We start from the raw sequence: 23,383 nt of genomic DNA on the forward strand, positions 1-23,383 counted from the left end.
GTCAGAACGGGGCGATGCCCAGGCGCTGGGCCGCATCCAGCGCGGTCTCGCGCACGGAGGGCGGCGTGGGGCCGGTGAGCGTGAGATGCCCCATCTTGCGTCCGGGGCGCGCCTCGGCCTTGCCGTACAGGTGCAGATGGGTGCCGGGCAGGCACAGCACGCTGGCCCAGTCGGGCGTCTGCGCGCCGGTGGCGCCTTCGCGGAACCACAGGTCCCCCAGCAGGTTCAGCATCACCGCGGGGCTGTGCTGGCGCGGTTGCACCAGCGGCAGGCGGGCAAGCGTGCGCACCTGCAGCTCGAACTGCGACACGTCCGCGCCTTCGATGCTCCAGTGGCCGCTGTTGTGCGGCCGCGGCGCCATCTCGTTGACGACCAGCGAGCCGTCCGCGAGGCCGAAGAATTCGATGCACAGCACGCCGACGTAGTCCAGGCCTTCGGCGATGGCCTTGGCCGCCTCGATGGCGCGCAGGCCCGGCACCGGCGGCACGCATTGCTCGTGCACCTCGGTCACGGCCAGGATGCCGTTGCGGTGCAGGTTGCGTTGCACCGGCAGGTGCACCATCACGCCGTCGGCGCCGCGGGCCACGACGACCGAGCATTCGAAGGCCAGTGGCAGCATCTTTTCGAGCACGCAGTCGGCGCGCCGCAGGCTTTCCCACGCGGGGCGCAGGTCGGCGCGCGTGGCGACGCGCGCCTGGCCCTTGCCGTCGTAGCCCAGGCGCGCCGTCTTGAGGATGCCGGGGAACAGTTCGTCGCCGATGCCGGCCAGCGCATCCTCGCCCGTGATCACCGCGTACGGCGCGCACGGCACGCCGCAGCGCGTGAAGTGCGCCTTCTCCTGCGCGCGGTCCTGCGCGATGGCGACAGCGGACGCTGCGGGCGCCACCGGCCGGTGGTCCGCCAGCCGCGCCAGGGCCGCGGCGGGAACGTTCTCGAACTCGGTGGTGATGGCGTCGCTGTAGCCGCTCAGTTCCGCCAAGCCGATCTCGTCGACGTAGTCGCTGCGCACGTGGTGGTGGCTCACGCGGCCGGCCGGGCTGCCTTCGTCCGGATCGAGCACCGCGGTGAAGTACCCCATGCGCTGGGCGGCGTGGACGAACATGCGACCGAGCTGGCCGCCGCCCATCACGCCGAGCGTGGCCCCCGGCAGGATGGGCGTCATGCCGGGTCCTTCGGGGGCGGCAGCGTCATGGCGCGGGCCGCTTCGGTCTGGCGCGCGCGGAAGGCCTCGAGCTTCGTGCGCAGGCCGGCGTCCTGGCTGGCCAGCATCGCGACGGCGAACAGCGCCGCGTTGGCCGCGCCCGCCGCCCCGATGGCGAAGGTGGCGACCGGGATGCCCCGAGGCATCTGAACGATGCTGTGCAGCGAATCGACGCCCTGCAGGTGGCGGCTCGCGACCGGAACCCCGAGCACCGGCACCGTCGTCTTCGCGGCCAGCATGCCGGGGAGGTGGGCCGCGCCGCCGGCACCGGCGATGATCGCCTTCAAGCCGCGGCCGGCGGCGGCCTCGGCATAGGCGAACATGTCGTCCGGCATGCGGTGCGCCGAGACCACCTTCGCCTCGTGCGCGATGCCGAAATCCTGCAGGATCTGCACCGCGTGCTGGAGCGTGTCCCAGTCGCTGCTGGAACCCATGACCACCCCTACTGCCACGCCGTTTGTGCCCAATTCCATAGAATTCCCGCAAAGACCAGCCCGAATTTTACTTTTGACAGCGGAGGGACCCCGGCCATGATCGAGATCACCATCGAGAACTTCGAACAGGAGGTGATTGCGGCCTCGTTGAGCCAGCCCGTGCTGGTGGACTTCTGGGCGCCCTGGTGCGGCCCGTGCAAGGCCATCGGGCCGATCCTGGAAAAGCTGGAGACCGAATACGGCGGCGCCTTCAAGCTGGCCAAGATCAACTCCGACGAGGAGCAGCAGCTCGCGGGCGCCTTCGGCGTCCGCAGCATCCCCACGGTGGTGCTGATGAAGAACGGCCAGCCGGTGGACGGTTTCATGGGCGCGCTGCCCGAAGGCAAGGTGCGCGAGTTCCTCGACAAGCACGTGCAGGCGCTGGAGGGTGACGAAGACGAGGAGCAGGAGGCCCTGCCCGAGGAGCCTGCCGGCGCCGACCCCGCGGCACAGCTGGAAAAGCTGCAGCACGCCGTGGCCACCGACCCGGCGAACGACGACAGCCGATTCGACTACGTGAAGGCGCTGCTGCTGGCCGGCCGCGAGGCCGATGCCCGGCGCGCCTTCGAGCCGGTGGCGAACAAGGCTTCGCTGTCGCGCCGGATCGATGCGCTGGCGCGCTGGCTGGATGCGCTGTCCTTCGCCGCCGGGTCCCCATCGGCGGCCGACCTCGACGCGAAGATCGCCGCCAACCGCCGCGACTTCCAGGCCCGCTTCGACCGCGCGCGCCTGCTGCTGGCGCAGCAGCGCTGGACCGCCGCGATGGACGAGCTGCTGGAGATCCTGATGCGCGACAAGGCCTGGAGCGAGGACCTGGCCCGCAAGACCTACATCGCGATCCTGGAGATCATCGAGCCGCCGAAGCCGAAGGTGGCCGAAGGCCAGGTGCCGCCGGAGGATGCGACGGTGGCGACGTACCGGCGGCGGCTGTCGTCGGTGGTGTTGTCGTAGGCTGGTGGTGACGCGCGAAGCGCCGGAACCCCAGCGCTGGGGTTTGCGCTTTCGCGGCTCACCGCCAGCCTACAAGAGCTACCGCGTCATCATCACGACCCGCCCCGCCGGCACGCGCACCTGCAGCTCCACCAGCTCCGCGCCATCGCGCAACCGCGGGAAATGCACCGCCTCCACGTCCGCCAGTCCGGCCGAAAGCGCAGGCACCGGCGTCTTCGGCCCGGCAGCCGCGCCGCCGCTCGCCAGCCGCTGGTCGCCGCTGCAGCGGGACAGGAGGACCGGCTCGGCCAGCTCGACGCTCTTGACGTGACGGAAGGAAGCGCGGTCCACCGGTGCGACTGCGCGTCCGCCGTCACCGCGCAGTTGCACGGTCTCGAAGCGCGGCGCCCACTCGCCCTGGCTGACGCGGCCCGCCAGGATGCATTGGGCTTCGCCCTGCGCCAGGGCGGGCGCGGCCACGGCCGCGAACAGGAGGACGAGAGCGATCTTCATCGGGCCAGCATACGCGCTATTGCAGCTTCCGGCAGCAGCCCGCGGCGCGCGCCGATCAGGCAGCGGTCAAGCGCTCGAGCGCCTCGCGGTACTTCGCGGCCGTGTTCGCGATCACGTCGCGCGGCAGCCGCGGCGCCGGCGGCGTCTTGTCCCAGGAATGGCCGTCGATCTTCACGCCCTCCAGCCAGTCGCGCACGAACTGCTTGTCGTAGCTCGGCGGGTTCTCGCCGGCGGCGAAGGCGGCCTGGTAGCCCTCCACCGGCCAGTACCGCGAGGAGTCCGGCGTCAGCACCTCGTCCATCAGCACCACGCGCCCCCGTTCGTCGAGGCCGAATTCGAACTTGGTGTCCGCGATGATCAGGCCCTTCGTGAGCGCGAAGTCCGCCGCTTCCGTGTAGAGGCGCAGGCTCAGGTCGCGGATCTGCCCGGCCAGGTCGGGCCCGATCATCTCGACCACCTTGTCGTAGCTGATGTTCTCGTCATGGCCGCTGGCCGCCTTGGCCGCCGGCGTGAAGATCGGCGCCGGCAGCTTGCTGGCATTCTTCAGGCCAGCGGGTAGGGGCACGCCGCACACCGATTGCGTCTGCTGGTACTCCTTCCAGCCGCTGCCCGCCAGGTAGCCGCGCACCACCGCCTCCACCAGGATCGGCTTGAGGCGCTGGACCAGCATGGAGCGGCCCTGCACCTGCGGCACTTCGGCCGGCGTGACGACACTTTCCGGCGCCTCGCCCGTCAGGTGGTTGGGGCAGACGTGCCCGAGGCGGGCGAACCAGAACAGCGCCATCTTCGTCAGGATCTCGCCCTTGCCCGGGATCGGCTCGCCCATGATCACGTCGAAGGCCGAAAGGCGGTCGCTGGCGACCATCAGGATGCGGTCGCGGCCGACGGCGTAGTTGTCGCGCACCTTGCCGCGCGCGAGCAGCGGCAGCGAGGTGATGTTGGAGGTGTGGAGGGCGGTGGACATGGGCAATCGCAACGACGGGAACGAGCCGCTCATTGTCGCCTACCGCGCTGCGTGGGGTCAGCCCCTGCCGCCGGCAACTGGCGTCCGTGTGTTCATGCATACACCTCGCGCGGGCAGGCATTGTGGCCCCCGGTGCCAGAAGCGACAAAGCCGCCCGAAGGCGGCTTTGCGGCGGCACTGGGCCGGCTCAGTTCACCACTTGCGCCAGTTCGCCCTTGCCGTACTTGCCGGCCACGACCTGCAGCGAATCGCCCTTGATCTTGCCGGCCTGTCCCTCGCAGCCGAACTCGATGTAGCGCTGCTTGCAGATCTGCTTGGCCGCCTCGCGCGCGGGCTTCATCCAATCGCGCATGTCGAACTTCTCGGGGTTCTCGGCCATGAACTTGCGCACCGCGCCCGTCATTGCGAGGCGGATGTCGGTGTCGATGTTGATCTTGCGCACGCCGTGCTTGATGGCTTCCTGGATCTCCTCCACCGGCACGCCGTACGTCTCCTTCATGTTGCCGCCGTACTGCCGGATGATCGCCAGCAGCTCCTGCGGCACGGAGGACGAGCCGTGCATCACCAGGTGCGTGTTCGGAATGCGGCGGTGGATCTCCTTGATGCGGTCGATCGCGAGGATGTCGCCGGTGGGCTTGCGCGAGAACTTGTAGGCGCCGTGGCTGGTGCCGATGGCGATCGCCAGGGCATCGAGCTGCGTCTTCTTGACGAAGTCGGCGGCCTGCTCCGGGTCGGTCAGCAGCTGGTCGCGCGTCATCGTCGCTTCGGTGCCGTGGCCGTCTTCCTTGTCGCCGCGCATGGTCTCCAGCGAGCCGAGGCAGCCGAGCTCGCCTTCGACCGTGACGCCGAGGCGGTGCGCCATGTCGACGACCTTCTTCGTCACGTCGACGTTGTAGTCGTAGCTGGCGATGGTCTTGCCGTCGGCCTCGAGCGAGCCGTCCATCATCACCGAGGAGAAGCCGAGGTCGATGGCGCCCTTGCACACGTCGGGGCTCTGGCCGTGGTCTTGGTGCATCACCAGCGGGATCTGCGGATAGGCCTCGATCGCGGCCTGGATCAGGTGCTTGATGAAGGACTCGCCGGCGTACTTGCGGGCACCGGCGCTGGCCTGCAGGATCACCGGGGCGCCCACTTCCCTGGCCGCTTCCATCACGGCCTGGACCTGTTCGAGGTTGTTGACGTTGTAGGCCGGGATGCCGTAGCCGTTGGCGGCGGCATGGTCCAGCAGTTCGCGCATGGAGACGAGAGGCATGGCAGTTCCTGGAGGGACGACGATGGGGCGAACGGTCGCTGCGACCGCTCGGAAACTCGCATCGATTCTAGCGGTTGAGCCCCAGTCGCCGGAGTGACGAAGCGTCAGCGCCGCGTCAATAACTGATCGTCAGCGTGTGGGTTCGCGTGGCGTTGCAGGCCCCGCTGGCACAGGTGCCGGCCTGGCCTCCCGGAACGGTGGCGGTGATGGTGTGCGTCTGCAGTGCGCCGGAGCCATTGCTCGAGACGCTGCCGGGGCTGAGCACGTAGCGCAGCCCGCTCAGCACGGCCTCCGCCGTGTCGGTCGACACGACGTAGGGCATGCCGGCCGTGCAGGTCACGCCGATGGAGGTCGTGCCGGACACTTGGGGGCCGAAGGCCACGTAGCTCAGCGCGATGCTGCGCGGCGGGCTCGTCACCGTGCACAGCGCCGGCGCAAAGATGGAAACCAGCGCGGTGGCGGACAGCGTGAGGTTGCTCGAATCGGTCAGCGTGAGCCCCACGCTGTCGCTGTAGACGCCGCTGCTGGTGACCGTCTGCGCCGAGACGACGCAGACCCAGAAGCTGGTCTGCTTGGTGATCGCTCCGGTGCTGCCGCCCGACCACGTGATGGAGTCGCTGATCCGGGTGCCGCCCTTCCACTGCGTGCTGCAGGAGGAGCTGGTGTAGAAGTCGTAGCGCAGGGACGAACCGTCGCTGTGCTTGCCACGGTTGTTCACGCCATTGGAATACTCGCCGTTGTCCGCCTTGACCGAGTAGCTCACCGACACCGGATCGCTGGTGCTGGTGCGGGTGCAGGTCACCGCGAAGAAGGTCTGCACCGACGTGGTGGTGTTGTTCTGGTAATTGAGCGACACGCCCGGCGTCATCAGGCTGGTGCAGGTGATCGTGGCGTGGGCGCAGGGCGAAAGCAGCAGCACGGCAACGGCCAGCAGCAGGCGCAGCAGGACAGCCTTCATCGCACGCTCCTGCAGGGCAGCGGCCCGATGCGCAGCACGTCGTCGTTGGCCGCCGGCGGCAGCGCCAGCGCCAGGCTGCACCGCCCGCCGCTCCAGTGCACGTCCAGCCGGTTGGCGGGCTGCAGCCCAGTGACGAAGGCCTCGCCGCGGCGGCCCACGTAGACCTCCTCCTTCTGCCCTTCGATCCGCACCTGCGCCCCGGCGGGGACCGGCTCGCCGTCGTCCTGCTGCATGCGCACCAGCGCGGCGCGCCCGCTGCGCACCGGGAAGTCCACCAGCACCGCGCTGCGCCAGGACGGCACCACCACGTGCTCGATCGAATCGAGTTCCGCGCTGATCGGCAGGTCCTGCGCATTCAGGCGCACCTGGTTGGCCTGGTAGGAGCTCAGGTAAGGCAGGAACGCGATACCGTCGCTGTCGGTCTGCGTCATGACCGTCGAACCCAGGCCGACGCCGACGCCCGGGTAGCCCTTGAGCGAAACGACCGCGAAGCTCTCTTCGATGCGGCGACTGAAGAACGCGCGACCGGCCGCCAGCGCCATGCCGCCCGAGGCACCCAGGCGCAGCGACTGCTGCGAGGGCGATGCGCTCACGTCGCTGTAGACGCGCCCGTGGCTGCCGGCGTAATCGAGTCCCGCCTCGGCATGGGCCTCCTCGTTCAGGCGCCCGCCCAGCACCCGCCAGCCCAGTTCGCCGGGCTCGCTGGGAAAACGCGCCGCGGTGGCGTACACGTCCTGCACCCCGCCATGGCTGCTGACGGCCAGGCTGGTGAAGCGCTGCCGGTCCAGCGGCACCTGCAGCGTGACGCCGAGGGAGGTGCCGCCGCCCTGCCCCAGCACCTTGCTCAGGTTGCCGTTGAGGGTCGCCGGGCTGTTCTCGAAGCGATAGCCGAAGTTGAATCCGAGCGTGGTCACGCCCGGCTGGTCGTAGCGCTCGATGCGCGCGAAGCCGGCCCCCAGCGAAACGTTGCCGAACTGGCGCGTCAGGTTGGCGGCCAGCTGCGCGCGCGTGGGCAACTGCAGGTCGGACACACCCAGCTCGCGGTAGTCGCGGCTGGCGCCCGAGGCCTGCACCGTCAGCGCGGCCTGCAGCCACTGCCGCTCCAATGCCAGCAGCCAGAAGCCGCCGTCGCCGATGCGGTCGTTCATGCTGCGGGCGACGGCGCCGCGCACCAGCAGGTCGCCAGGGGCAGCGGCAATGGCGCCGGCACCCAGCGTGCGCTGGCCGCGGGTCCACTCGGTGCGGCCTTCCAGCGTGAGCCACTGCGTGAGGCCGCGGCGCCACGTGCCGGCAGCGAAGCGCTGGCCGTAGTCCGCGCTGGCGAGGCCGAGGTTCTCGCGCACCAGGCCCGTTTCCACGCTCCAGTCGTCCAGGCCCGGCGCCAGCAGTTGCACGCTGGTGAAGAAGGGCTGCACCACGACCACTTCCCGGCCCAGCACGTCGCGCACCACGAGCCGCGCCTCGCCGCTGCCGGTGAGTCCGAGGGTGTTGTCGACGACGAAGGGGCCGGCGGGCACCTGCGACACCTTGCGCAGCACATCGTTGACGTACAGCTCCACGGTCGAAGGCGCCGCCGACACGCCGGACAGCAGCGGCAGCGGCTGCGTGATGAAGCCGGGCGTGAGGGCGTAGTTGGTGCCGAACTGGACCCCGCCGAAATACACGCTGCGGCCCCACAGCCCCGGCCGCGTGCTGCTGTCGCCCAGGCGCAGCGACAGGTTGCGCGCGGGCAGGTGGTGCGTGAAGGTCGATTCCAGCCGCACCGCCTGCGTCGGCTGCCCGGGCAGGCCGCCGGAGAGATTGCGGCCGACCTCGCTGGTCGTGAACACGCCCCAGGGCCCGGACACGCCCAGCTCCAGCAGCGCGCCGAGATCGGTGACGCCGGGGCCGCCGCGGCTGGCGGAGCGCTGCAGGTTCAGGTCGTAGTTCAGGAACACCGTGGGCAGCACCGGGCTGGCCTGGGGCCTTTGCAGCTCGCGCTCCAGCACCAGGCGCGTGCCGGTGAAGGCATCGGGCGAGAAGGAGAGTTCGACGGTGAGGGTCGCGTAGTTCACCCGCGCGCTGTAGCCGGCGAAGGCGGACAGCGGATGGAAGTCCTTGCCGCGCACGCGGATCGGCACGCTGTCGGCCGGCCGGCGCAGCCGCCATTCCTCGATCGCGTCGGCGCCGGCGAACAGGGCGCCCTGCCGCTCCACGAACGGCCAGGTGCCGACGCGGTCGCCGTTGACCGTGGCCTCCAGCGGCACGATGCGGTCCTGCACCGGTGCCGTGCCCGCCGGGGTTTCCGCTCGCGTCGCCTGCGCCCCGGCGCCAGTCGCGAGGGTCTGGATCACCGCGAGGGCCATGGCGGTGCAGACCCTCGCGAAGCTCATTCCGGCAAGGTGGCGTCGAAGGCCTGCAGGCTGCCGTCGTCGAGGGCGACCTGCAGCTTGACCTTCCCGCCGGCGATGCGTCCGTCCGCGCCGCGCAGCTCGAAGCTGCGGCGCACGGAAGGCAGCAGGTAGCCGCCGACATCGCGCGCCGCGACCTTGGCGCCGCGCGCGTCGAACACTTCGAGCGCGCGGATCTGCGCATAGGCGTTGCCGCCGTTGCTGCAGAGCGCGCGCAACTGGTCGGGCGCCGCGCGCTCGAGCCCGCACTGCAGCTCGCGCTTGACGCCCGGAGGGCTGATGAACACCGGCAGCGAGAACGCCAGCGCCACCTGCAGCTGCATCTGCTCGCTGCTGCGCGCCTCCGGCACCTCGCGCACCACGAGCCGGTAGGTCTGCTGCACGCCCTCCGGCGGCGGCGACAGGCGCGCCAGCCGCACCACCTGGCGGGCGCGCGGCGCCAGCTTCAGGATGGGCGGCGTGAGGATCAGGTCTTCGGTGAGCTGCAGGTCGTCGGAGCCGTCGGCGCGCTGCTTCCAGGCGTAGAGGTCCGCCTGCATCACGACTTCCTCGTCGCTGTCGTTGGTGACGGTGACGGCCACGGCCCGGTCCCGCGGCGTCATGAAGATGCGCACCGGCGTGATCGTGAACTGGGCCGCATCGGCCGGCAGCACGCTGGCGGCGAGGAGGAGAAGGAGCGCGGGAAGGGAGTGCTTCATCGGGACGGCTGTGGGGCTCACCAGGAAAAGGTCATCTCGACATACTCGCGGCCGCCGGCGACCACCCGGCGCGATGAGCGCTCGCTCCAGGCCACGGGGCTGTTCTCCAGCCACGCGTAGTGGTTCTCGGCGCCGACTTCGACCATTTCGCCGGCCACCCGCAGCGGAGACTCGCTGCGCAGGTGCAGGGCACCGGCCTGCCGCTGCGGCTCGGCGCCGGCGGGGACCGGGGCCACCACGCTCGGCCGGCACGTGAGCTGCGGGCCTGCGGCGCCGCTGCTGGCGCTGCAGCTGCCGGGCGCTTCCGGCAGCACCTGCAGCGTGAGCTGGAAGCTGGCGGCCGCCTCACCGGCGCGGGAGGGCGGGCTGGGCAGGCAGGCGGCGGCGAGGAGCACCGCCGCCATGCAGGGCGCCCGGGCGGCGCGCAGAGACAGGGAACGCACGGGGGACATGATGCGGTGCGAGCTGCGCTGCGCCATTGATGCCGGGCATGGAACGGGTGGGGGCCCGCCTCAGTAGGTGATGAACAAGGTGCGGGTCTGGGTGGTGGTGCCGCCCGTGCCGGTGCCGGCCTGGCCGGCCGCGATGTTGGCGCCGATGCTCACGGTGTATTCGTCGGCGGTGCCATCGCTGCCGCCGGTGCCGCCGGCGCCCGCGCTGGCCGCCGTGCCGGTCGTGCTCTTGCTGCTGGTGCCGGTCAGCGTGTAGCGCACGCCCTGGATCAGGCCTTCGGCCGTGAGCGGGCCGGCGACGGCGGCGGCGGCCGACGAGGTCTGGTTGCCGCCGTTGTCGTCGAAGCGGAAGGTGGGCGAGAGGCCGCGGCTGCACTGGAACACGGTGCTCGTGCTGCCCGTCTTGACGGTGTCGAAGGCACCGTACGAGAACGAAAGGTTGGTCGCGGCCGTCTTGACGGAGCAGCCGCCGGTGAAGGCCACGGTGACGTTGAAGGCGCTGGACACGTCCGTAGCGGACGCGGCGCCGGAAGCGAAGAGGACGGCCAAGGCGATGAGACTGAGCTTTTTCATACCAACGACTCCTTGTTGAAGTTGCACCGAGTAGTCCGTATGTATTAGGTATAACCACCCTGGTGATGTACGAAATCTAGTCGTCATCGTTACGTCTTGCAACGTATGGTGTCAGGCCCGTTCAAGACTTACGCAGGACGAGCGGCGCCATCCGCGCCTTTTCTCACGCTGCGGTGGGCCAGCGCGGCGAAGGCGGGGACAGGCGGTGTGCGAGGTCCGACGGACGCGCTCGCGTCAACGCGGCGGGCGCGCCACGCCGCTGTTCAGGCGGCGCGGACGATCTTCAGCATGTTGGTGCCGCCGGGCGCGCCCATCGGCTCGCCGCAGGTGATCGCGTAGATGTCGCCCGAGGCCACGATGCCGCGGCTCTTGAGGTGCTCCTCGGCCTGGGCCAGGGCCGTGTCGCGGTCCGCGCTCTGGTCCATCAGCAGCGGCCGCACGTTGCGGTACAGCGCCATGCGGCGCTGCGTCACCAGCTTGGGCGTGAGCGCGTAGATCGGGATGTGGATGCGGTGCCGGCTCATCCAGAGGGCCGTGGAGCCCGAGTCGGTGAGCGCGATGATCGCCTTGCATCCGAGGTGGTAGGCGGTGAACAGCGCGCCCATGGCGATCGACTGGTCGATGCGCGAGAAGGCCATGCCGGTGAAGTCGGCGTCGAGGCGCACGTCCTCCGCCATCTCGGCTTCGGCGCAGATCGCGGCCATCTGCTGCACCACTTCGACCGGGTACTTGCCGGTGGCCGTCTCGGCGCTGGTCATCACGGCATCGGTGCCATCGAGCACCGCGTTGGCGACGTCGCTCACCTCGGCGCGGGTGGGCACCGGCGCGGAGATCATCGACTCCATCATCTGGGTGGCGGTGATCACGATGCGGTCGTGCTCGCGCGCAAGCCGGATCATGCGCTTCTGCAGCGCCGGCACGGCGGCGTTGCCGACTTCCACCGCAAGATCGCCGCGCGCGACCATGATGCCGTCGCTGGCCTTGAGGATCTGCTCGAGGTTCGGGATCGCCTCGGCGCGCTCGATCTTCGCGATCAGCGCCGGCCGGTGGCGGAATTCGGCCGCCGCCACGTTGCACAGCTGGCGCGCCATCTCCATGTCGGTGGCGTTCTTGGGGAAGCTCACCGCCACGTAGTCGGCCTGGAAGCTCATCGCGGTGCGGATGTCCTCCATGTCCTTGGCCGTGAGCGCCGGCGCCGTGAGGCCGCCGCCCTGCTTGTTGATGCCCTTGTTGTTGGACAGCACGCCACCGAGCTTGACGGTGGTGCGGATCTGGTCGCCCTTGACGGCATCGACGGTCAGCACGATCAGGCCGTCGTTGAGCAGCAGGTGGTCGCCGGGCTTCACGTCGCGCGGCAGCTCCTTGTAGTCGAGGCCCACGGCGTCCATGTCGCCCGGCTCCTCGCGGGCCGCATCGAGCACGAACTTCGCGCCGGGCTCCAGCTGCACGCGGCCTTCGGCGAACTTGCCGACGCGGATCTTGGGACCCTGCAGGTCCGCCATGATCGCCACCTCGCGGCCGGCCTTCTGCGCCACCTCGCGCACGAGTTGCGCGAGCGCGATGTGGTCCTGCGCCTTGCCGTGGCTGAAGTTCAGCCGCACGACGTTCACGCCGTCGCGGATCATGCGGTCCAGCACGGTGGGTTCGCTCGAGGCGGGGCCCAGGGTGACGACGATCTTGGTGGCGCGACGGGCCATGACTGGCGATCTCCTCGTGAGTGCGTCGCCGATTCTCACACGGAACCGGCGGCGCCCTGGGTCGCCGCCAGGGCTGCGGCGCGCAGGACAGGCGGCGCGGCAAGCACGACGGCCGGCGCCTCGACGCCGTCCCTTACAAAACCGGTGACTCCGTACCAACGAAGCGCGCGAAGAAGCTGGCGCGTTCCGGATGAGCACGATCGAATGCGGCCATCGATGACCTGGGAGTTGCCAATGCGCAAGGCCATCACCAAGCGCCTGGGAGGCTTGCTGGCGTGCGGCGCGCTCGCACTGGGGCCCGTGCCCGCGCGGGCGCAGGACCCGCACGAGCAGGCGGTGGATGCGGCGTTCGCCGACGGCGTGACCACGGCCATCGGCGTGGCGGCGAGCGGCGGCGTGATCCATCCGGTCGGCCCGCTGCTCGCCACCGCGATGAAGGCCGTGACCTTCCACCGCGCCAGCACGCTGCCCGAAACGGAACGCCCCGCCGCCTATGCGGCGGCATCGGCGATGTGGCGGGGCGGGACGGCGAGCAACGTGTGCATCACCGCCGTGTTCCTCTCGGGCGGGGGCTTTGCACCGGCCTGCCTGGCGCTCGGTGCCGCCTGGGGCGTGAAGAGCTGGAACGACAGCGAGCACGAGCGCCGCTTCTGGGAACGCTGCGCGATCCTGCGCCAGTTCGCCCAGCGGCAGACGGTCCGCTGCATCTATGGTCCGCCCGTGCCGGAAGGTGCGCAGCACGAAGCGCTCGCCGCGCCGGCCACGCACCGCAAGGTCAAGGCGACGCTGCCGGCGCCGCGCCAGGAACTGCTGCTGCAGGCAAGCGCGCCGGCACCGGCGCCGCTCGCCGTCTCGTACGAGGTCGAGGCGCCGTGAGCCCGCGCGCGCCTCAGGCCTGCGCGCGCCGCTCCAGGATCTCGAAGGCCGGCAGCTTCTTGCCTTCGAGTACCTCGAGGAAGGCGCCCCCGCCGGTGGAGATGTAGCCCACGTCCTGCTCGATGCCGTACTTGGCGATGGCGGCCAGCGTGTCGCCGCCGCCGGCGATGCTGAAGGCGCTCGATGCGGCAATGGCGCGCGCGATCGTTTCCGTGCCCTGGGCGAAGGCGTCGAACTCGAACACGCCGACCGGGCCGTTCCACACGATGGTGCCGGCGGCCTCGAGCTGCGTGGCCAGGCGCTGCGCCGTCTGCGGGCCGATGTCGAGGATCAGGTCGTCCGCGGCGACGTCCTGCGCCTGCTTCACGGTGGCTTGCGCGTCGGCCGCGAAAGCCTTCGCCACCACGACGTCGGTCGGGATCGGCACTTCGGCGCCGCGCGCCTTCATCGCCTGGATCACCGCCTTGGCCTCGTCGACCAGGTCGGCCTCGGCGAGCGACTTGCCGATCGGCAGGCCCTCGGCCAGCAGGAAGGTGTTGGCGATGCCGCCGCCGACGATCAGCTGGTCGACGTTCTTCGCCAGCGATTGCAGGATGGTGAGCTTGGTCGAGACCTTGGAGCCGGCGACGATGGCCACCAGCGGCCGCTTCGGGTTGGCCAGCGCCTTGCTGATGGCGTCGATCTCGGCGGCCAGCAGCGGGCCGGCGCAGGCGACCTTGGCGTATTCGGCGATGCCGTAGGTGGTCGCCTCGGCGCGGTGGGCGGTGCCGAAGGCATCGTTGACGTAGATGTCGCACAGCGCCGCCATCTTCTTCGCCAGCTCCGGGTTGTTCTTCTTCTCGCCCTTGTTGACGCGGCAGTTCTCCAGCAGCACCACCTCGCCGGGCTGCACGTCGACGCCGTCGACCCAGTCCTGCTTCAGCGGCACCGGGCGGCCCAGCAGCTCGGACAGGCGCTTCGCCACGGGCGCGAGCGAGTCTGCGTCCTTGAGTTCGCCCTCGGTCGGGCGGCCCAGGTGCGAGGTCACCATCACCGCCGCGCCGCCGGCGAGCGCCAACTGGATGCAGGGCACGGAGGCGCGGATGCGCGTCTCCTCGGTGATGTTGCCGGCATCGTCCTGCGGCACGTTGAGGTCGGCGCGGATGAAGACGCGGCGGCCGCGGGCACGGCCTTGGTCGCAGAGGTCGGAGAAGCGCAGGACGTTCATGGGCTTGCTTTTGGAATGGCGGGAAGCCGTCATTCTAGGAAGGCCGCACCGTGGAGGTGTTGACGTAGGCTGGTGGTGGAGCGGCAGCGCAACCCCAGCGATGCGCGCAGCGCTGGGGTTTGCGCTTCGCGGCTCACCGCCAGCCTACGCGATACCGCGTTGCCTACGACCTACCAGCCAAGCCCCAGGTGCAGCGGCAGGTACACCGCCATCCCCACCACCAGCGTCAGCAGCACGCTGCGCCGCCAGAAATACACCACCGCCCCCACCGCGGCGCCGAACAGCCGCGCGTCGTGCCAGGTGGTGACGACATGACCGTCGGTCATCACCACCTCGGGCAGGACGACGCCGGCCAGCGCCGCCACCGGCGCGTAGTACAGGGCGCGATGCGCCCAGGCCGGCAGCGCCCAGGGCCGGTCGAGGATGAAGAAGAAGCAGCGCGCGAGCACGGTGACGCCCGCCAGGCCGGCGATCACGAACAGCGTCCAGGCGTCGGTCACGCCGTTCATGCCATCTTCTCCCGCGGCGGCGCGGGCCGGCGGCCCTCCAGCCAGAAGCACGCAATCACCGCGATCGCGATCGCCGCGACGATGTTCATCTTCAGCGGCAGCGCGTAGGCGGCCACCGCCGCACCGCCGGCGATCAGCGCCGCGAGGATCCGCAGCCGCGTGTTCGCCAGCGAACACAGCACGCCCACCAGGCACAGCACCCCCGCGAAGCCGAGGCCCCATTCGCTCGGGATCAGGTTGGCCAGCGCGATCCCCAGCAGGCTCGCGCCGTTCCACGCCATCCAGGTCAGGAAGTAGTTGCCGGCGAGGTAGGACTCCTGCGCGTGCCGGCCCGGCGCATCGTCGGCGGGTTCGGGAAAGCGGTTGGTGAACAGCGCGTAGCTCAGGTCCGCCGTGAGGAAGCCGTTCACCAGCCGGCGCCAGCGCGGCAGGTGCATCAGGTATTCGCGCAGGTGCAGGCTGAAGACGACGAAGCGCAGGTTGACGCAGAAGCCGGTGGCCCAGATCACCCAGAACGGCGCGCCGGCCACGATCAGCGGGATGGCGGCGAGCTGGGCGCTGCCGGCGTAGACGAACAGCGTCATCGCCACGGCTTCGACCACGCTCATGCCGGACTTGACCATGGCCACGCCCGTCATGAGGCCCCAGGCGGCGATGCCGGGTGCCACCGAGGCGGTGGCCCGCATGCCGTTGCGGAACTCCGGATGGCGATGGATCGCGGGCAGGAAGAACATCAGGGATCGAAGCGCTGGCCCGCCTGCAGGGGGAAGCCGCGCAGGAAGTCGGAGGCGCCCAGCCGCTTGCCGCCGGGGCGCTGCAGTTCGGTGATTTCCAGCAGTGCCTCGTCGCCGCAGGCCACGCCGATGGCCTGCGCGTCCACCGAGACGATGGTGCCGGGCTCCACGCTGCCGCGCCCGGGCAGCACGCGCGCGCGCCAGATCTTGAGCGTCTCGCCGGCGATGCGCGCACTGGCGCCGGGGAAGGGATCGAAGGCGCGGATGCGCCGCGCGATCGCTTCGGCCGGCTCGCGCCAGGCGATCGCCGCTTCCGCCTTGTCGACCTTCTGCGCATAGCTCACGCCCTCGGCGGGCTGCTTCACGGGCTTGAGGCCGCCGCAGGCCGCGAGCTCCAGCGCCTCCACCACCAGCCGGCCGCCCAGGGCCGCGAGCTTGTCGTGCAGCGTCCCGGTGGTGTCGTCGCAAGCGATGGCGACGCGCTCTTCCAGCAGCATGTCGCCGGTATCCAGGCCCGCATCCATCTGCATGATGGTCACGCCGGTTTCGGCGTCACCGGCCTCGATGGCGCGGTGGATCGGCGCCGCGCCGCGCCACCGGGGCAGCAGCGAGGCATGGATGTTCAGGCACCCGAGCCGCGGCAGGCCCAGCACCCACTGCGGCAGGATCAGGCCGTAGGCCGCCACGACCATCACGTCCGCCCGCGCGTCCTGCAGCGCGGCCCGCGCCGCGGCCGCATCGTCCGGGTATTTGCCGTCCAGGCGCAGGCTGCGCGGCTGCGCTATCGCGATGCCGTGCTCCAGCGCGAACTGCTTGACCGGCGAGGGCTGCAGCTTCATGCCGCGGCCCGCCGGTCGGTCCGGCTGCGTGAGCACCAGCGGCAGCGTGAAGCCGGCGGCGTGCAGCCGCTGCAGGGCCACCCGGGCGAATTCCGGGGTGCCGGCGAAGACGACCCGCATCAGTCGCGACCGCCGTCTTTGGGCGAGTTGATGAACTCCATGCCGGGATGGGCCCGCTGCACCACGCCGCGCGGATCCACGTAGACCCAGTAGAACATCGGCTCGTTGCGCTCGGCCCAGCGGTAGGTGAGCACGTCACCCTGGAAGCTGGCCACGTGGTCGATCATCGCGGGCGGGCCGAACTCGCGCTCGACGTCGCCACGGGTCCAGACGCCCGGCTCGATGCGCTCGAAGTTGGTCTGCGTCAGGACCTGGCGCGCGCTGACGACGCGGCCGGCCGGATCGACATCGACCATGAAGGCATAGCGGCCCAGCGGCTGCAGCGTGTACTGCAGGCGCTGGCCGCCGCCGGCCAGCGGCAGCACGCGCGCGGGCTGGCCGGCGCGGGCGACGACCTGGTCGCTCGGCGTGCCGGGCGCGACGTCGACGATGCTCCAGGGACTGGCGCAGCCGGCGAGCAGCAGCGCCGACGCGAGGGCCAGGTAACGCATGCGGACCTCCTTCAGACCCGATCGGAGTCGCGGCGGGCCTTCAGCATCTTGGTCTTGATGCGATTCCTCTTCAAGGGGGAGAGGTATTCGACGAAGACCTTGCCCAGCAGGTGGTCCATCTCGTGCTGGATGCACACGGCCAGCACGCCCTCCGCGCTGATCTCGCGCGCCTGGCCCTCGCCGTCGAGCGCGCGCACCTTCACCGAGCGCGAACGCTCGACGCCGTCGTAGATGCCGGGGACCGACAGGCAGCCTTCGTCGCCGACCTGCGTGTCCTCGCTGGCCCAGGTGATCTCGGGGTTGATCAACACCAGCGGCTCGTTGCGCTGCTCGGAGACGTCGATCACGACCAGGCGCTCGTGCACGTCCACCTGGGTGGCGGCCAGGCCGATCCCGTTGGCGTCGTACATGGTTTCCAGCATGTCGCTGATCAGGGCGCGGATGCGCGCGTCGACGGCCTGCACCGGCTTGGCGACGGTGTGCAGGCGGGGGTCGGGGTAGGTCAGTATGGGCAGGACGGCCATGGCGAGGGAAATGGGGACTGTCGCTATTTTCGCCACTTTTGCGCTCGCAGGTCGGCGACGAACGGCATAAACATTGCCCAATCAAGGACTTGGGCCCAGAATCGGCTGCAACTTGTCAAGAGCGGACCCGACCCCAATGGATTCCTCCAAGCGCCTGGCGACCCGCCGCAGCATCGTCGCCTGTGCCGCCCTGATCGCCAGCGGTGGCTTTGCCCCCGCGGTCCTGGCGCAGAACTTCCCCATCACGCCCGGCCAGCGTTCGACGGCCGAACAGGTCGCCGCCGCAGGCGTCCCGCTGTCGGAGCTGGCGCCCGACGCGCCGGATTCCTACACCGTCAAGTCCGGCGACACGCTCTGGCGCATCTCGGGCCTGTTCCTGCGCAGCCCGTGGCGCTGGCCCGAGCTGTGGGGCATGAACATGGAGCAGATCCGCAATCCGCACCGGATCTACCCCGGCCAGACCTTGTACCTGGAAAAGGCCAACGGCCTGGCGCGGCTGCGCGCCGGCCGGCCGCCCGACGGCCTGCCGCCGCCCACCGAAACGGTGCGCGTGTCGCCCAAGGTGCGGATCAACAGCCTGCCGGACACGGCAATCCCCACCCTGCCGCCGCAGGTGATCGAGCCCTTCCTCAACGAAGCCATCCTGGTGGAAGACGCCGGGCTGCTCGATCTCGCCCCGCGCATCGTGTCGGTGCCGGAAGACCGGGTGCTGATCACCGAAGGCGACCGCGCCTACGTCCGGGGCCGCAGCGGCACGCCGCTGGTCGAGACCGACCCGCGCCGCGTCGAGGCCTTCCGCGTGTTCCGCAATGCCGTGGCGCTGCGCGATCCGCTCACCAATCGCGTGGTCGGCTACGAGGCCGCCTACCTGGGCAGCGCGGAGCTGGTGCGCAGCGAGTCGGTCCAGCCGGTGCGCACCAGCGCCGGCAAGGTGGTCGACACGATCGTCCCGGCCACCATCGACATCACCCGCGCCCGCGAGGAAATGCGCGTGGGCGACCGGCTGCTGCCGGAACCGCCGCGCGTCTTCACCAGCTACGTGCCGCGCGCGCCGGCGGTGCCGATGGACGGCAACATCATCTCCGTCTACGGCGATGCCGTGGCGATGGTCGGCCAGAACCAGGTCGTGGTGATCAACCGCGGCGTGGCCGAGGGCGTGGAAAACGGCAACGTGATGTCCATCCTCAAGGCCGGGCGCCGCCTCGTGGACCGTTCCGAGCCGCGCGAGCGCGCCGACATCCAGCTGCCGGACGAGCGCTCCGGCCTGCTGATGGTGTTCCGCACCTTCGAGCACCTGTCGTACGCGCTGGTGCTGGAGATCAGCGATACGGTCGCCGTCGGCGACCGCGTGACCAACCCGCGCTGACGCAGGCCGTGCAGCGCGACGAGCTGGACGGCTGGCTGCGCCTCGCGCTCACGCCGCAGCTCGGGCCCGTCGCCGCACGCAAGCTGCTGGGCGCTTTCGGGCTGCCCGACGCCATCTTCGCCCAGGGCGAGGCCGCGCTCGCGGAAGCCGTGGGCAGCGCGCTGGCACAGTCGCTGCGCCAGCCGCCGGACGGCTTCGAGGCGCAGCTGGAAGCCACGCTGTCCTGGCTGGCGCAGGATCCCGCGCGTCGCCAGGTGCTGACGCTGGCCGACGCCGACTACCCCGCCGCCCTCCTGACGACCGAGGATCCGCCGCTCATGCTGTACCGCATGGGGCGGGTCGGCACCACGCCGCAGCGCGCGCTGGCGGTGGTCGGCAGCCGGAACGCCACGCCGCAGGGCCTGCAGAATGCGCGCCGCTTCTCGCGCACCTTCGCCGAGGCCGGCGTGACGGTGGTCTCCGGCCTGGCGCTGGGCATCGACGGCGCGGCGCACGAGGGCGCGCTGGACGGCGCCGCGCCCGAGGCCGTGGCCACGATCGCGGTGGTCGGCACCGGGCTGGACCGGGTCTATCCCAAGCGGCACCTGGAGCTGGCCCACCGCATCGCCGAGCGCGGCATGATCGTGAGCGAGTACCCGATCGGCACGCCGCCGCTGGCGGCCAACTTCCCGCGCCGCAACCGCCTGATCGCCGCACTGGGCCAGGGCACGCTGGTGGTGGAGGCGGCGCTGCAATCGGGCTCCCTGATCACGGCGCGGCTCGCGGCCGAACTGGGGCGCGAAGTGTTCGCCATCCCCGGCTCGATCCACTCGCCGCACGCGCGCGGCTGCCACGCGCTGCTGCGGCAGGGCGCGAAGCTGGTGGAGAGCGCGCAGGACGTGCTGGAGGACCTGCGCTTCGTGCTGCCGGCAGCTTCCCCCGCCGCGAGCGAGGAAGAGGAGGCCGAAGGCGAGGACGCGCCCGCCGGCGACCCGCTGCTGGCCGCCATGGGCTACGACCCGATCGGCCTCGACGCGCTCATCGAGCGTACGGGCATTCCCGCCTCGCGCCTGTCCGCGCGCCTGCTGGAACTGGAACTCGCAGGCGAGATCGCGCGGCTTCCCGGGGGGCTCTACCAGCGACAGGCCAGCGCCTGAGCGTGCCCGAGCTCCTGGCACCTTGGTGCCGAAGCGCAACGAGCCGACGTAAATTCGGTGGCGCTCGACCGCCCGGGGCGGCTATATTGACTTCATGTTTGAAGTGCTGGTATTCGTTTACGAAAACTACTGGCGCGGCGATGCCTGTCCCGAGCCGCACGCGCTCGAACGCAAGCTCAGCGCCCATGGCTTCGAACCCGATGAAATCCACGAGGCCCTGGTCTGGCTCGATGGCCTCAACGTCGCGGCGCAGAACGTCTGCATGCCGGCGCAGTCCCAGCTCGATTGGTCGCCGGAGCCGAGCGCGGGCAGCATGCGCGTGTTCTCGGTCGCCGAGCAGGACAAGCTGGGCGCCGATTGCCTGGGCTTCATCACCTTCCTCGAGTCTTCCGGCGTGCTGCCCGCGGCGCTGCGGGAAATCGTGGTGGACCGCGCGATGGCCGCCCCCGGCGACGAGGTCTGCCTCGACGCCCTGAAGATCATCGTGCTGATGGTCTACTGGCGCTTCGGCCACGAGCCCGACGCACTGATCCTCGACGAACTGTGCGACGACGCGGAAGACCGCATCGCGCACTGAGGCGGCCAGGCCGTCACCCCCGCGCAGGCGGGGGGCCAGAGCAAAGGGGCGCGTCGCGCCCCTTTGTTGTTCATGAAAGCCCTGGGTTCCCGCCTTCGCGGGAATGACGGCGGCCGGCCTACTGCAGCAGCCGCTCCGGATTCGCATCCAGCTTCGCCAGCGCGTCGCGCGTGGCGCGCACCGTGAGCGCTTCTTCCTCCGTCGGCACCAGCAGGCCGGCCTGCAGGTACGAAGCCAGGCGGCGCACCGGCATCAGGTAGCAGTAGCCGTCGCCGGCGGCGAACAGGTGCAGCTGGCGGCGGTCGCTGGCCCAGGCGTACTGCACCTGCGCGATGCGGCCGTTGTGGTCCAGCGTGAACCAGTTGCCGATGGTCAGCTCGTTGGCCCAGGCCAGCATCGCGGAGCTCGGTTGCGAGCCGCCGGCGCTGATCACCTCGATCATGGAGGCGTCGATGCCCAGCATCATCTCGATGCTTTCCTGGTCCAGCGGCAGTTCGCCGGCCGAATCGTCGGTCACGAAGTCCTCGAGGTTGGCCAGCCGGCGCGTCATCTCCTCGATGCGCGCGTGCGGGATCGCCTCGGTCTTGGACAGGAAGGCGTCGGCCAGCGTGTCGCCGATCACCTTGATGTGGTTCTCCTGCTCGGTGGCCGGCAGGCCCAGCAGCGTCATGCCGCGGCGCAGGCGCGTCAGCAGGTCCGGCAGGTCCTGGATCACCTTGGCGCGGTCGTTGCGGTTCGGCTTGGCGGAGGCGGCCCACACCAGGTCGGAGGCGGACTTCTTCAGCGCCAGCGTCTCCTCGTGCTGGGGGCCGTGCTTGACGGCGGCCACGGCCAGCACCTCGGCCCAGACCTTGAACAGGAACTCGCGGATCTCCTCGCGCACGGGGACGTCGTTGAGCATCTTGCGCAGCTCGATGGTGTACTGGATCGCCATCGTCTCCTTCTGCTCCACCTGCTGCGCCACGCTCACCAGCTTCGACGTCGGGCCCTTCTCGGTCAGGTACTTGGACAGGAAGCGCAGGAACTCGTCGTAGACCAGCTGGAACACGCGGCGGCCGGTCTCGGGGTACTGCTCGATGACCTGCACGACGCGGCGGATCTCGGTCTCCATCGCGCTGCCGGAGATGGCGCTGGCGTCGAAGCCCATCACGCAGGCGCCCATGCGGTCGATCAGCTGGCGCGCCGGGTGCTCCAGCGAGCCGAAGAACTCGGGTTCCGACAGCGCCACGCGCAGCACCGGCATCTGCAGGCGCGCGAACCAGACGCGGATGGCCGCCGGGATGCGTTCCTCGGACAGGATGGCCTGGAACATCAGGGCCACGATCTCGATGGTCGCCTTCTCCGAGGAGGTGGCGGCCTGGCGCTTCAGTTGCTGGGTGCGCTGGCGCAGGTCGAGGGCGACTTCGCCGACGGCGTCGTCGTCGAAGACCATGATGTCGCCGTGGGACATCGCCTCGTTCTGGCGCGTCTGGACCTGCGTCTGCACCTGCGTCTGGTGGTGCGTCACCGCCTGCACCAGCGAGGGCGAAGGCTGCATGGTCACGCCGTCCGGCCCTTCGTAGCCGGCGACGCGATCGCGCAGCAGGCGCTTCAACTGGCCGATGACGCCGCTCGCCCGCGCCCGCGCACGCGCCAGCGGCGTGGTCGCCGAGGAGCCGTTTTCGCCTGCCGCGGCCGCGGCGGTGGCGGGACTCGGCCCGAAGAAGGAATCGTCGGCCATGCCGCTCTGGGGGCCGCCCGGGGCGCCCTGCTGCTGGCCCGCACCCTGGCCGTTGTAGCCACCAGGTGCCGCGCCGGGGCCGGGAGCTCCACCGGCGCGACCCGGCGCCCAGCCTTGCCCGCCGGCGGCGCCGCCGCCGGCCGTGCCGCCGGGTGCCCAGCCCTGCGCAGCCCCGCCGCCATGGCCCCCTGGATAGCCGCCCTGATACGCGCCGGGCTGGCCCCCACCGGCGTGACCGCCGCCGGGATGGCCACCCGCGGCCCCATGGCTGCCCCCGGGATGGCCACCGCCCGCGTAACCGCCGCCTGCATACCCGCTGGGCGCATAGCCGCCGAAGCCCGTGCCCGGGCCGGCATCCCCGCCGGGACCCATCGGGCCGCCAGGGCCCATCGGGCCGCCGGGACCCATGTGGCCGCCGGCGTCACCGTAGCCGCCGTAGCCGCCCATGTCGGCGCCGGCTCCGGTTCCGTCCGCAGGTGGCGCCTCGCCCGGCGCATGCTGCGAACCGGGGCCGCGGCCGGCGCCACGGGGCGGGCGCTTGACGCGCGACTTCAGGTCGATGTGCGGCAGCACGCCGCTTTCGACCAGGAATTCGTTGGCCTGCTTGTAGCCCGCCAGCGCGCGCGGCACGACGTGCGTCTGGATCACCTCCTTGGCCGCGACCCAGGTCTCGCGCGGCAGGGCCGCCGCGATCCACTGGTCGACCAGGACCTGCGCCAGCGACTCGGGCCGCAGCACGTCCTCGCTGGCGAGCTCCTCGCCGCCTTCGAGGTGCGTGATGCGCAGCTTCAGGTCGTTGAGGTCCCACACCGCCTTTTCCTGCACCGCCATCGCCAGCCGGGAGGACAGGATCTTGTTCTCGACCACGTCGTCGCCGATCAGCTCCAGCGTGGCGAGCTCCAGGCGGGCGCGGCCGGTGGTGGTCGCCGGCAGGACGGCGCGGCGCCAGGCCTTGCCGGCGAGTTCGACCCACTTGGCGGACGACTGCTCGAATTCGACCAGCGCATCGCGGCGCTGCTGCATCTCGCGGCTGCTCTCCGCGTTGTTCATCTGCTCGCTGAGCGTCGAGCGGATCGCCTCGGCGAGCTCGGGCAGCACGCCTTCCATGTGGGAGACGAAACGCTCCCGCGCCTGCCGAGCCAGCGGCGCGGATCCCGGGGCGAGCGTGGAGGGCATCAGGACG

The 23,383-nt window shown here is 70.7% G+C and carries 24 protein-coding genes; 5 read left to right on the forward strand and 19 right to left on the reverse strand.

The genetic code is table 11. The annotated features are described in order from the left end of the window. Position 1: 1 nt before the first annotated feature. Together JI746_RS10175 and purE are read right to left on the reverse strand one after the other, a co-directional pair. Positions 2–1,162 carry a 5-(carboxyamino)imidazole ribonucleotide synthase gene (locus tag JI746_RS10175; protein ID WP_201689101.1) on the reverse strand — a complete coding sequence of 387 codons (1,161 nt, stop codon included), beginning with the start codon at positions 1,160–1,162 and terminating at the stop codon, positions 2–4. Further along, positions 1,159–1,674 (reverse strand): 5-(carboxyamino)imidazole ribonucleotide mutase, encoded by a 516-nt coding sequence (purE, locus tag JI746_RS10180; RefSeq protein WP_201689102.1) that lies wholly within the window; start codon positions 1,672–1,674, stop codon positions 1,159–1,161. Before purE ends, JI746_RS10175 begins: the two co-directional genes overlap by 4 nt. A gap of 57 nt (positions 1,675–1,731) precedes the next feature. On the opposite strand from purE, the gene trxA reads away from it, so the two are divergent. Then, the gene (gene trxA, locus JI746_RS10185) at positions 1,732–2,625 is read left to right on the forward strand and encodes a thioredoxin (RefSeq protein ID WP_201689104.1); all 894 of its coding nucleotides are present in this window, start codon (positions 1,732–1,734) and stop codon (positions 2,623–2,625) included. Between the two features lie 78 nt (positions 2,626–2,703). Here the strand turns inward: trxA and JI746_RS10190 are convergent, their stop codons facing one another. From JI746_RS10190 to JI746_RS10235, 10 genes are all read right to left on the reverse strand, one after another. Next, positions 2,704–3,117: a hypothetical protein gene (locus JI746_RS10190; RefSeq protein WP_201689105.1), complete on the reverse strand. Its 414-nt coding sequence runs from the start codon at positions 3,115–3,117 to the stop codon at positions 2,704–2,706. Positions 3,118–3,172: 55 nt separating this feature from the next. Beyond that, the gene (locus JI746_RS10195; RefSeq protein WP_201689110.1) at positions 3,173–4,081 is read right to left on the reverse strand and encodes a phosphoribosylaminoimidazolesuccinocarboxamide synthase; all 909 of its coding nucleotides are present in this window, start codon (positions 4,079–4,081) and stop codon (positions 3,173–3,175) included. Between the two features lie 187 nt (positions 4,082–4,268). Further along, on the reverse strand, positions 4,269–5,333 hold the full coding sequence (fba, locus tag JI746_RS10200) for a class II fructose-bisphosphate aldolase (RefSeq protein ID WP_201689114.1): 1,065 nt from the start codon (positions 5,331–5,333) through the stop codon (positions 4,269–4,271). Positions 5,334–5,448: 115 nt separating this feature from the next. After that, positions 5,449–6,291 (reverse strand): spore coat protein U domain-containing protein, encoded by an 843-nt coding sequence (locus JI746_RS10205; protein WP_201689120.1) that lies wholly within the window; start codon positions 6,289–6,291, stop codon positions 5,449–5,451. Further along, positions 6,288–8,663 carry a fimbria/pilus outer membrane usher protein gene (locus JI746_RS10210; RefSeq protein ID WP_201689121.1) on the reverse strand — a complete coding sequence of 792 codons (2,376 nt, stop codon included), beginning with the start codon at positions 8,661–8,663 and terminating at the stop codon, positions 6,288–6,290. The genes JI746_RS10205 and JI746_RS10210 overlap by 4 nt, the downstream gene beginning before the upstream one ends. Continuing rightward, complete coding sequence (locus JI746_RS10215; RefSeq protein ID WP_201689122.1) at positions 8,660–9,379, reverse strand: fimbrial biogenesis chaperone; 720 nt, start codon at positions 9,377–9,379, stop codon at positions 8,660–8,662. The genes JI746_RS10210 and JI746_RS10215 overlap by 4 nt, the downstream gene beginning before the upstream one ends. A gap of 17 nt (positions 9,380–9,396) precedes the next feature. Continuing rightward, positions 9,397–9,822 carry a hypothetical protein gene (locus JI746_RS10220; protein WP_201689123.1) on the reverse strand — a complete coding sequence of 142 codons (426 nt, stop codon included), beginning with the start codon at positions 9,820–9,822 and terminating at the stop codon, positions 9,397–9,399. A 69-nt stretch (positions 9,823–9,891) separates the two neighbouring features. Then, positions 9,892–10,404, reverse strand: coding sequence for a Csu type fimbrial protein (locus tag JI746_RS10225; protein WP_201689128.1), 513 nt, complete (start codon positions 10,402–10,404; stop codon positions 9,892–9,894). Positions 10,405–10,667: 263 nt separating this feature from the next. Continuing rightward, complete coding sequence (gene pyk, locus JI746_RS10230; protein WP_201689130.1) at positions 10,668–12,101, reverse strand: pyruvate kinase; 1,434 nt, start codon at positions 12,099–12,101, stop codon at positions 10,668–10,670. A gap of 35 nt (positions 12,102–12,136) precedes the next feature. Continuing rightward, positions 12,137–12,349, reverse strand: coding sequence for a hypothetical protein (locus JI746_RS10235; protein ID WP_201689131.1), 213 nt, complete (start codon positions 12,347–12,349; stop codon positions 12,137–12,139). Between JI746_RS10235 and JI746_RS10240 the strand changes: the two genes are divergently transcribed. Then, positions 12,336–12,977 carry a hypothetical protein gene (locus JI746_RS10240; RefSeq protein WP_201689132.1) on the forward strand — a complete coding sequence of 214 codons (642 nt, stop codon included), beginning with the start codon at positions 12,336–12,338 and terminating at the stop codon, positions 12,975–12,977. The genes JI746_RS10235 and JI746_RS10240 overlap by 14 nt on opposite strands. Positions 12,978–12,990: 13 nt before the next feature. On the opposite strand, the gene JI746_RS10245 is transcribed toward JI746_RS10240, so the two are convergent. From JI746_RS10245 to def, 6 genes are all read right to left on the reverse strand, one after another. Further along, on the reverse strand, positions 12,991–14,184 hold the full coding sequence (locus JI746_RS10245; protein ID WP_201689133.1) for a phosphoglycerate kinase: 1,194 nt from the start codon (positions 14,182–14,184) through the stop codon (positions 12,991–12,993). A gap of 170 nt (positions 14,185–14,354) precedes the next feature. Next, entirely contained in the window at positions 14,355–14,693 is a 339-nt protein-coding gene (locus JI746_RS10250) for an AzlD domain-containing protein (RefSeq protein WP_201689134.1), read from the reverse strand. Beyond that, the gene (locus JI746_RS10255) at positions 14,690–15,427 is read right to left on the reverse strand and encodes an AzlC family ABC transporter permease (RefSeq protein ID WP_201689135.1); all 738 of its coding nucleotides are present in this window, start codon (positions 15,425–15,427) and stop codon (positions 14,690–14,692) included. Before JI746_RS10255 ends, JI746_RS10250 begins: the two co-directional genes overlap by 4 nt. Beyond that, complete coding sequence (fmt, locus tag JI746_RS10260) at positions 15,427–16,386, reverse strand: methionyl-tRNA formyltransferase (protein ID WP_201689142.1); 960 nt, start codon at positions 16,384–16,386, stop codon at positions 15,427–15,429. Before fmt ends, JI746_RS10255 begins: the two co-directional genes overlap by 1 nt. After that, on the reverse strand, positions 16,386–16,877 hold the full coding sequence (locus JI746_RS10265; protein WP_201689144.1) for a hypothetical protein: 492 nt from the start codon (positions 16,875–16,877) through the stop codon (positions 16,386–16,388). Before JI746_RS10265 ends, fmt begins: the two co-directional genes overlap by 1 nt. Before the next feature lie 11 nt (positions 16,878–16,888). Beyond that, positions 16,889–17,401: a peptide deformylase gene (gene def, locus JI746_RS10270; protein ID WP_201689146.1), complete on the reverse strand. Its 513-nt coding sequence runs from the start codon at positions 17,399–17,401 to the stop codon at positions 16,889–16,891. 136 nt (positions 17,402–17,537) lie between these two features. On the opposite strand from def, the gene JI746_RS10275 reads away from it, so the two are divergent. From JI746_RS10275 to JI746_RS10285, 3 genes are all read left to right on the forward strand, one after another. Beyond that, the gene (locus tag JI746_RS10275; protein WP_201689148.1) at positions 17,538–18,767 is read left to right on the forward strand and encodes a LysM peptidoglycan-binding domain-containing protein; all 1,230 of its coding nucleotides are present in this window, start codon (positions 17,538–17,540) and stop codon (positions 18,765–18,767) included. An 8-nt stretch (positions 18,768–18,775) separates the two neighbouring features. Beyond that, the gene (dprA, locus tag JI746_RS10280) at positions 18,776–19,903 is read left to right on the forward strand and encodes a DNA-processing protein DprA (protein WP_201689157.1); all 1,128 of its coding nucleotides are present in this window, start codon (positions 18,776–18,778) and stop codon (positions 19,901–19,903) included. 94 nt (positions 19,904–19,997) lie between these two features. Next, a complete protein-coding gene (locus JI746_RS10285) occupies positions 19,998–20,480 on the forward strand; it encodes a DUF494 domain-containing protein (protein WP_201689158.1) in 483 nt (160 codons plus the stop codon). Between the two features lie 118 nt (positions 20,481–20,598). Here the strand turns inward: JI746_RS10285 and JI746_RS10290 are convergent, their stop codons facing one another. After that, complete coding sequence (locus tag JI746_RS10290) at positions 20,599–23,376, reverse strand: DUF1631 family protein (protein ID WP_201689159.1); 2,778 nt, start codon at positions 23,374–23,376, stop codon at positions 20,599–20,601. Between the last annotated feature and the right edge of the window lie 7 nt (positions 23,377–23,383).

Origin of the sequence: Ramlibacter alkalitolerans, from assembly GCF_016722765.1 — a bacterium.
Lineage (GTDB): Bacteria > Pseudomonadota > Gammaproteobacteria > Burkholderiales > Burkholderiaceae_C > Ramlibacter > Ramlibacter alkalitolerans.

Excerpts from the sequence above, each read along its gene's own strand:
- fmt (WP_201689142.1), bottom strand. The coding sequence starts at position 16,386 with ATGCGGGTCGTCTTCGCCGGCACCCCGGAATTCGCCCGGGTGGCCCTG.
- JI746_RS10275 (WP_201689148.1), top strand. The coding sequence starts at position 17,538 with ATGGATTCCTCCAAGCGCCTGGCGACCCGCCGCAGCATCGTCGCCTGT.
- JI746_RS10215 (WP_201689122.1), bottom strand. The coding sequence starts at position 9,379 with ATGAAGCACTCCCTTCCCGCGCTCCTTCTCCTCCTCGCCGCCAGCGTG.
- JI746_RS10190 (WP_201689105.1), bottom strand. The coding sequence starts at position 3,117 with ATGAAGATCGCTCTCGTCCTCCTGTTCGCGGCCGTGGCCGCGCCCGCC.
- pyk (WP_201689130.1), bottom strand. The coding sequence starts at position 12,101 with ATGGCCCGTCGCGCCACCAAGATCGTCGTCACCCTGGGCCCCGCCTCG.
- def (WP_201689146.1), bottom strand. The coding sequence starts at position 17,401 with ATGGCCGTCCTGCCCATACTGACCTACCCCGACCCCCGCCTGCACACC.
- fba (WP_201689114.1), bottom strand. The coding sequence starts at position 5,333 with ATGCCTCTCGTCTCCATGCGCGAACTGCTGGACCATGCCGCCGCCAAC.
- JI746_RS10235 (WP_201689131.1), bottom strand. The coding sequence starts at position 12,349 with ATGGCCTTGCGCATTGGCAACTCCCAGGTCATCGATGGCCGCATTCGA.
- JI746_RS10245 (WP_201689133.1), bottom strand. The coding sequence starts at position 14,184 with ATGAACGTCCTGCGCTTCTCCGACCTCTGCGACCAAGGCCGTGCCCGC.
- JI746_RS10290 (WP_201689159.1), bottom strand. The coding sequence starts at position 23,376 with ATGCCCTCCACGCTCGCCCCGGGATCCGCGCCGCTGGCTCGGCAGGCG.
- JI746_RS10285 (WP_201689158.1), top strand. The coding sequence starts at position 19,998 with ATGTTTGAAGTGCTGGTATTCGTTTACGAAAACTACTGGCGCGGCGAT.
- JI746_RS10250 (WP_201689134.1), bottom strand. The coding sequence starts at position 14,693 with ATGAACGGCGTGACCGACGCCTGGACGCTGTTCGTGATCGCCGGCCTG.
- JI746_RS10205 (WP_201689120.1), bottom strand. The coding sequence starts at position 6,291 with ATGAAGGCTGTCCTGCTGCGCCTGCTGCTGGCCGTTGCCGTGCTGCTG.
- trxA (WP_201689104.1), top strand. The coding sequence starts at position 1,732 with ATGATCGAGATCACCATCGAGAACTTCGAACAGGAGGTGATTGCGGCC.
- JI746_RS10225 (WP_201689128.1), bottom strand. The coding sequence starts at position 10,404 with ATGAAAAAGCTCAGTCTCATCGCCTTGGCCGTCCTCTTCGCTTCCGGC.
- purE (WP_201689102.1), bottom strand. The coding sequence starts at position 1,674 with ATGGAATTGGGCACAAACGGCGTGGCAGTAGGGGTGGTCATGGGTTCC.
- JI746_RS10255 (WP_201689135.1), bottom strand. The coding sequence starts at position 15,427 with ATGTTCTTCCTGCCCGCGATCCATCGCCATCCGGAGTTCCGCAACGGC.
- JI746_RS10175 (WP_201689101.1), bottom strand. The coding sequence starts at position 1,162 with ATGACGCCCATCCTGCCGGGGGCCACGCTCGGCGTGATGGGCGGCGGC.
- JI746_RS10195 (WP_201689110.1), bottom strand. The coding sequence starts at position 4,081 with ATGTCCACCGCCCTCCACACCTCCAACATCACCTCGCTGCCGCTGCTC.
- JI746_RS10265 (WP_201689144.1), bottom strand. The coding sequence starts at position 16,877 with ATGCGTTACCTGGCCCTCGCGTCGGCGCTGCTGCTCGCCGGCTGCGCC.
- JI746_RS10210 (WP_201689121.1), bottom strand. The coding sequence starts at position 8,663 with ATGAGCTTCGCGAGGGTCTGCACCGCCATGGCCCTCGCGGTGATCCAG.
- JI746_RS10240 (WP_201689132.1), top strand. The coding sequence starts at position 12,336 with ATGCGCAAGGCCATCACCAAGCGCCTGGGAGGCTTGCTGGCGTGCGGC.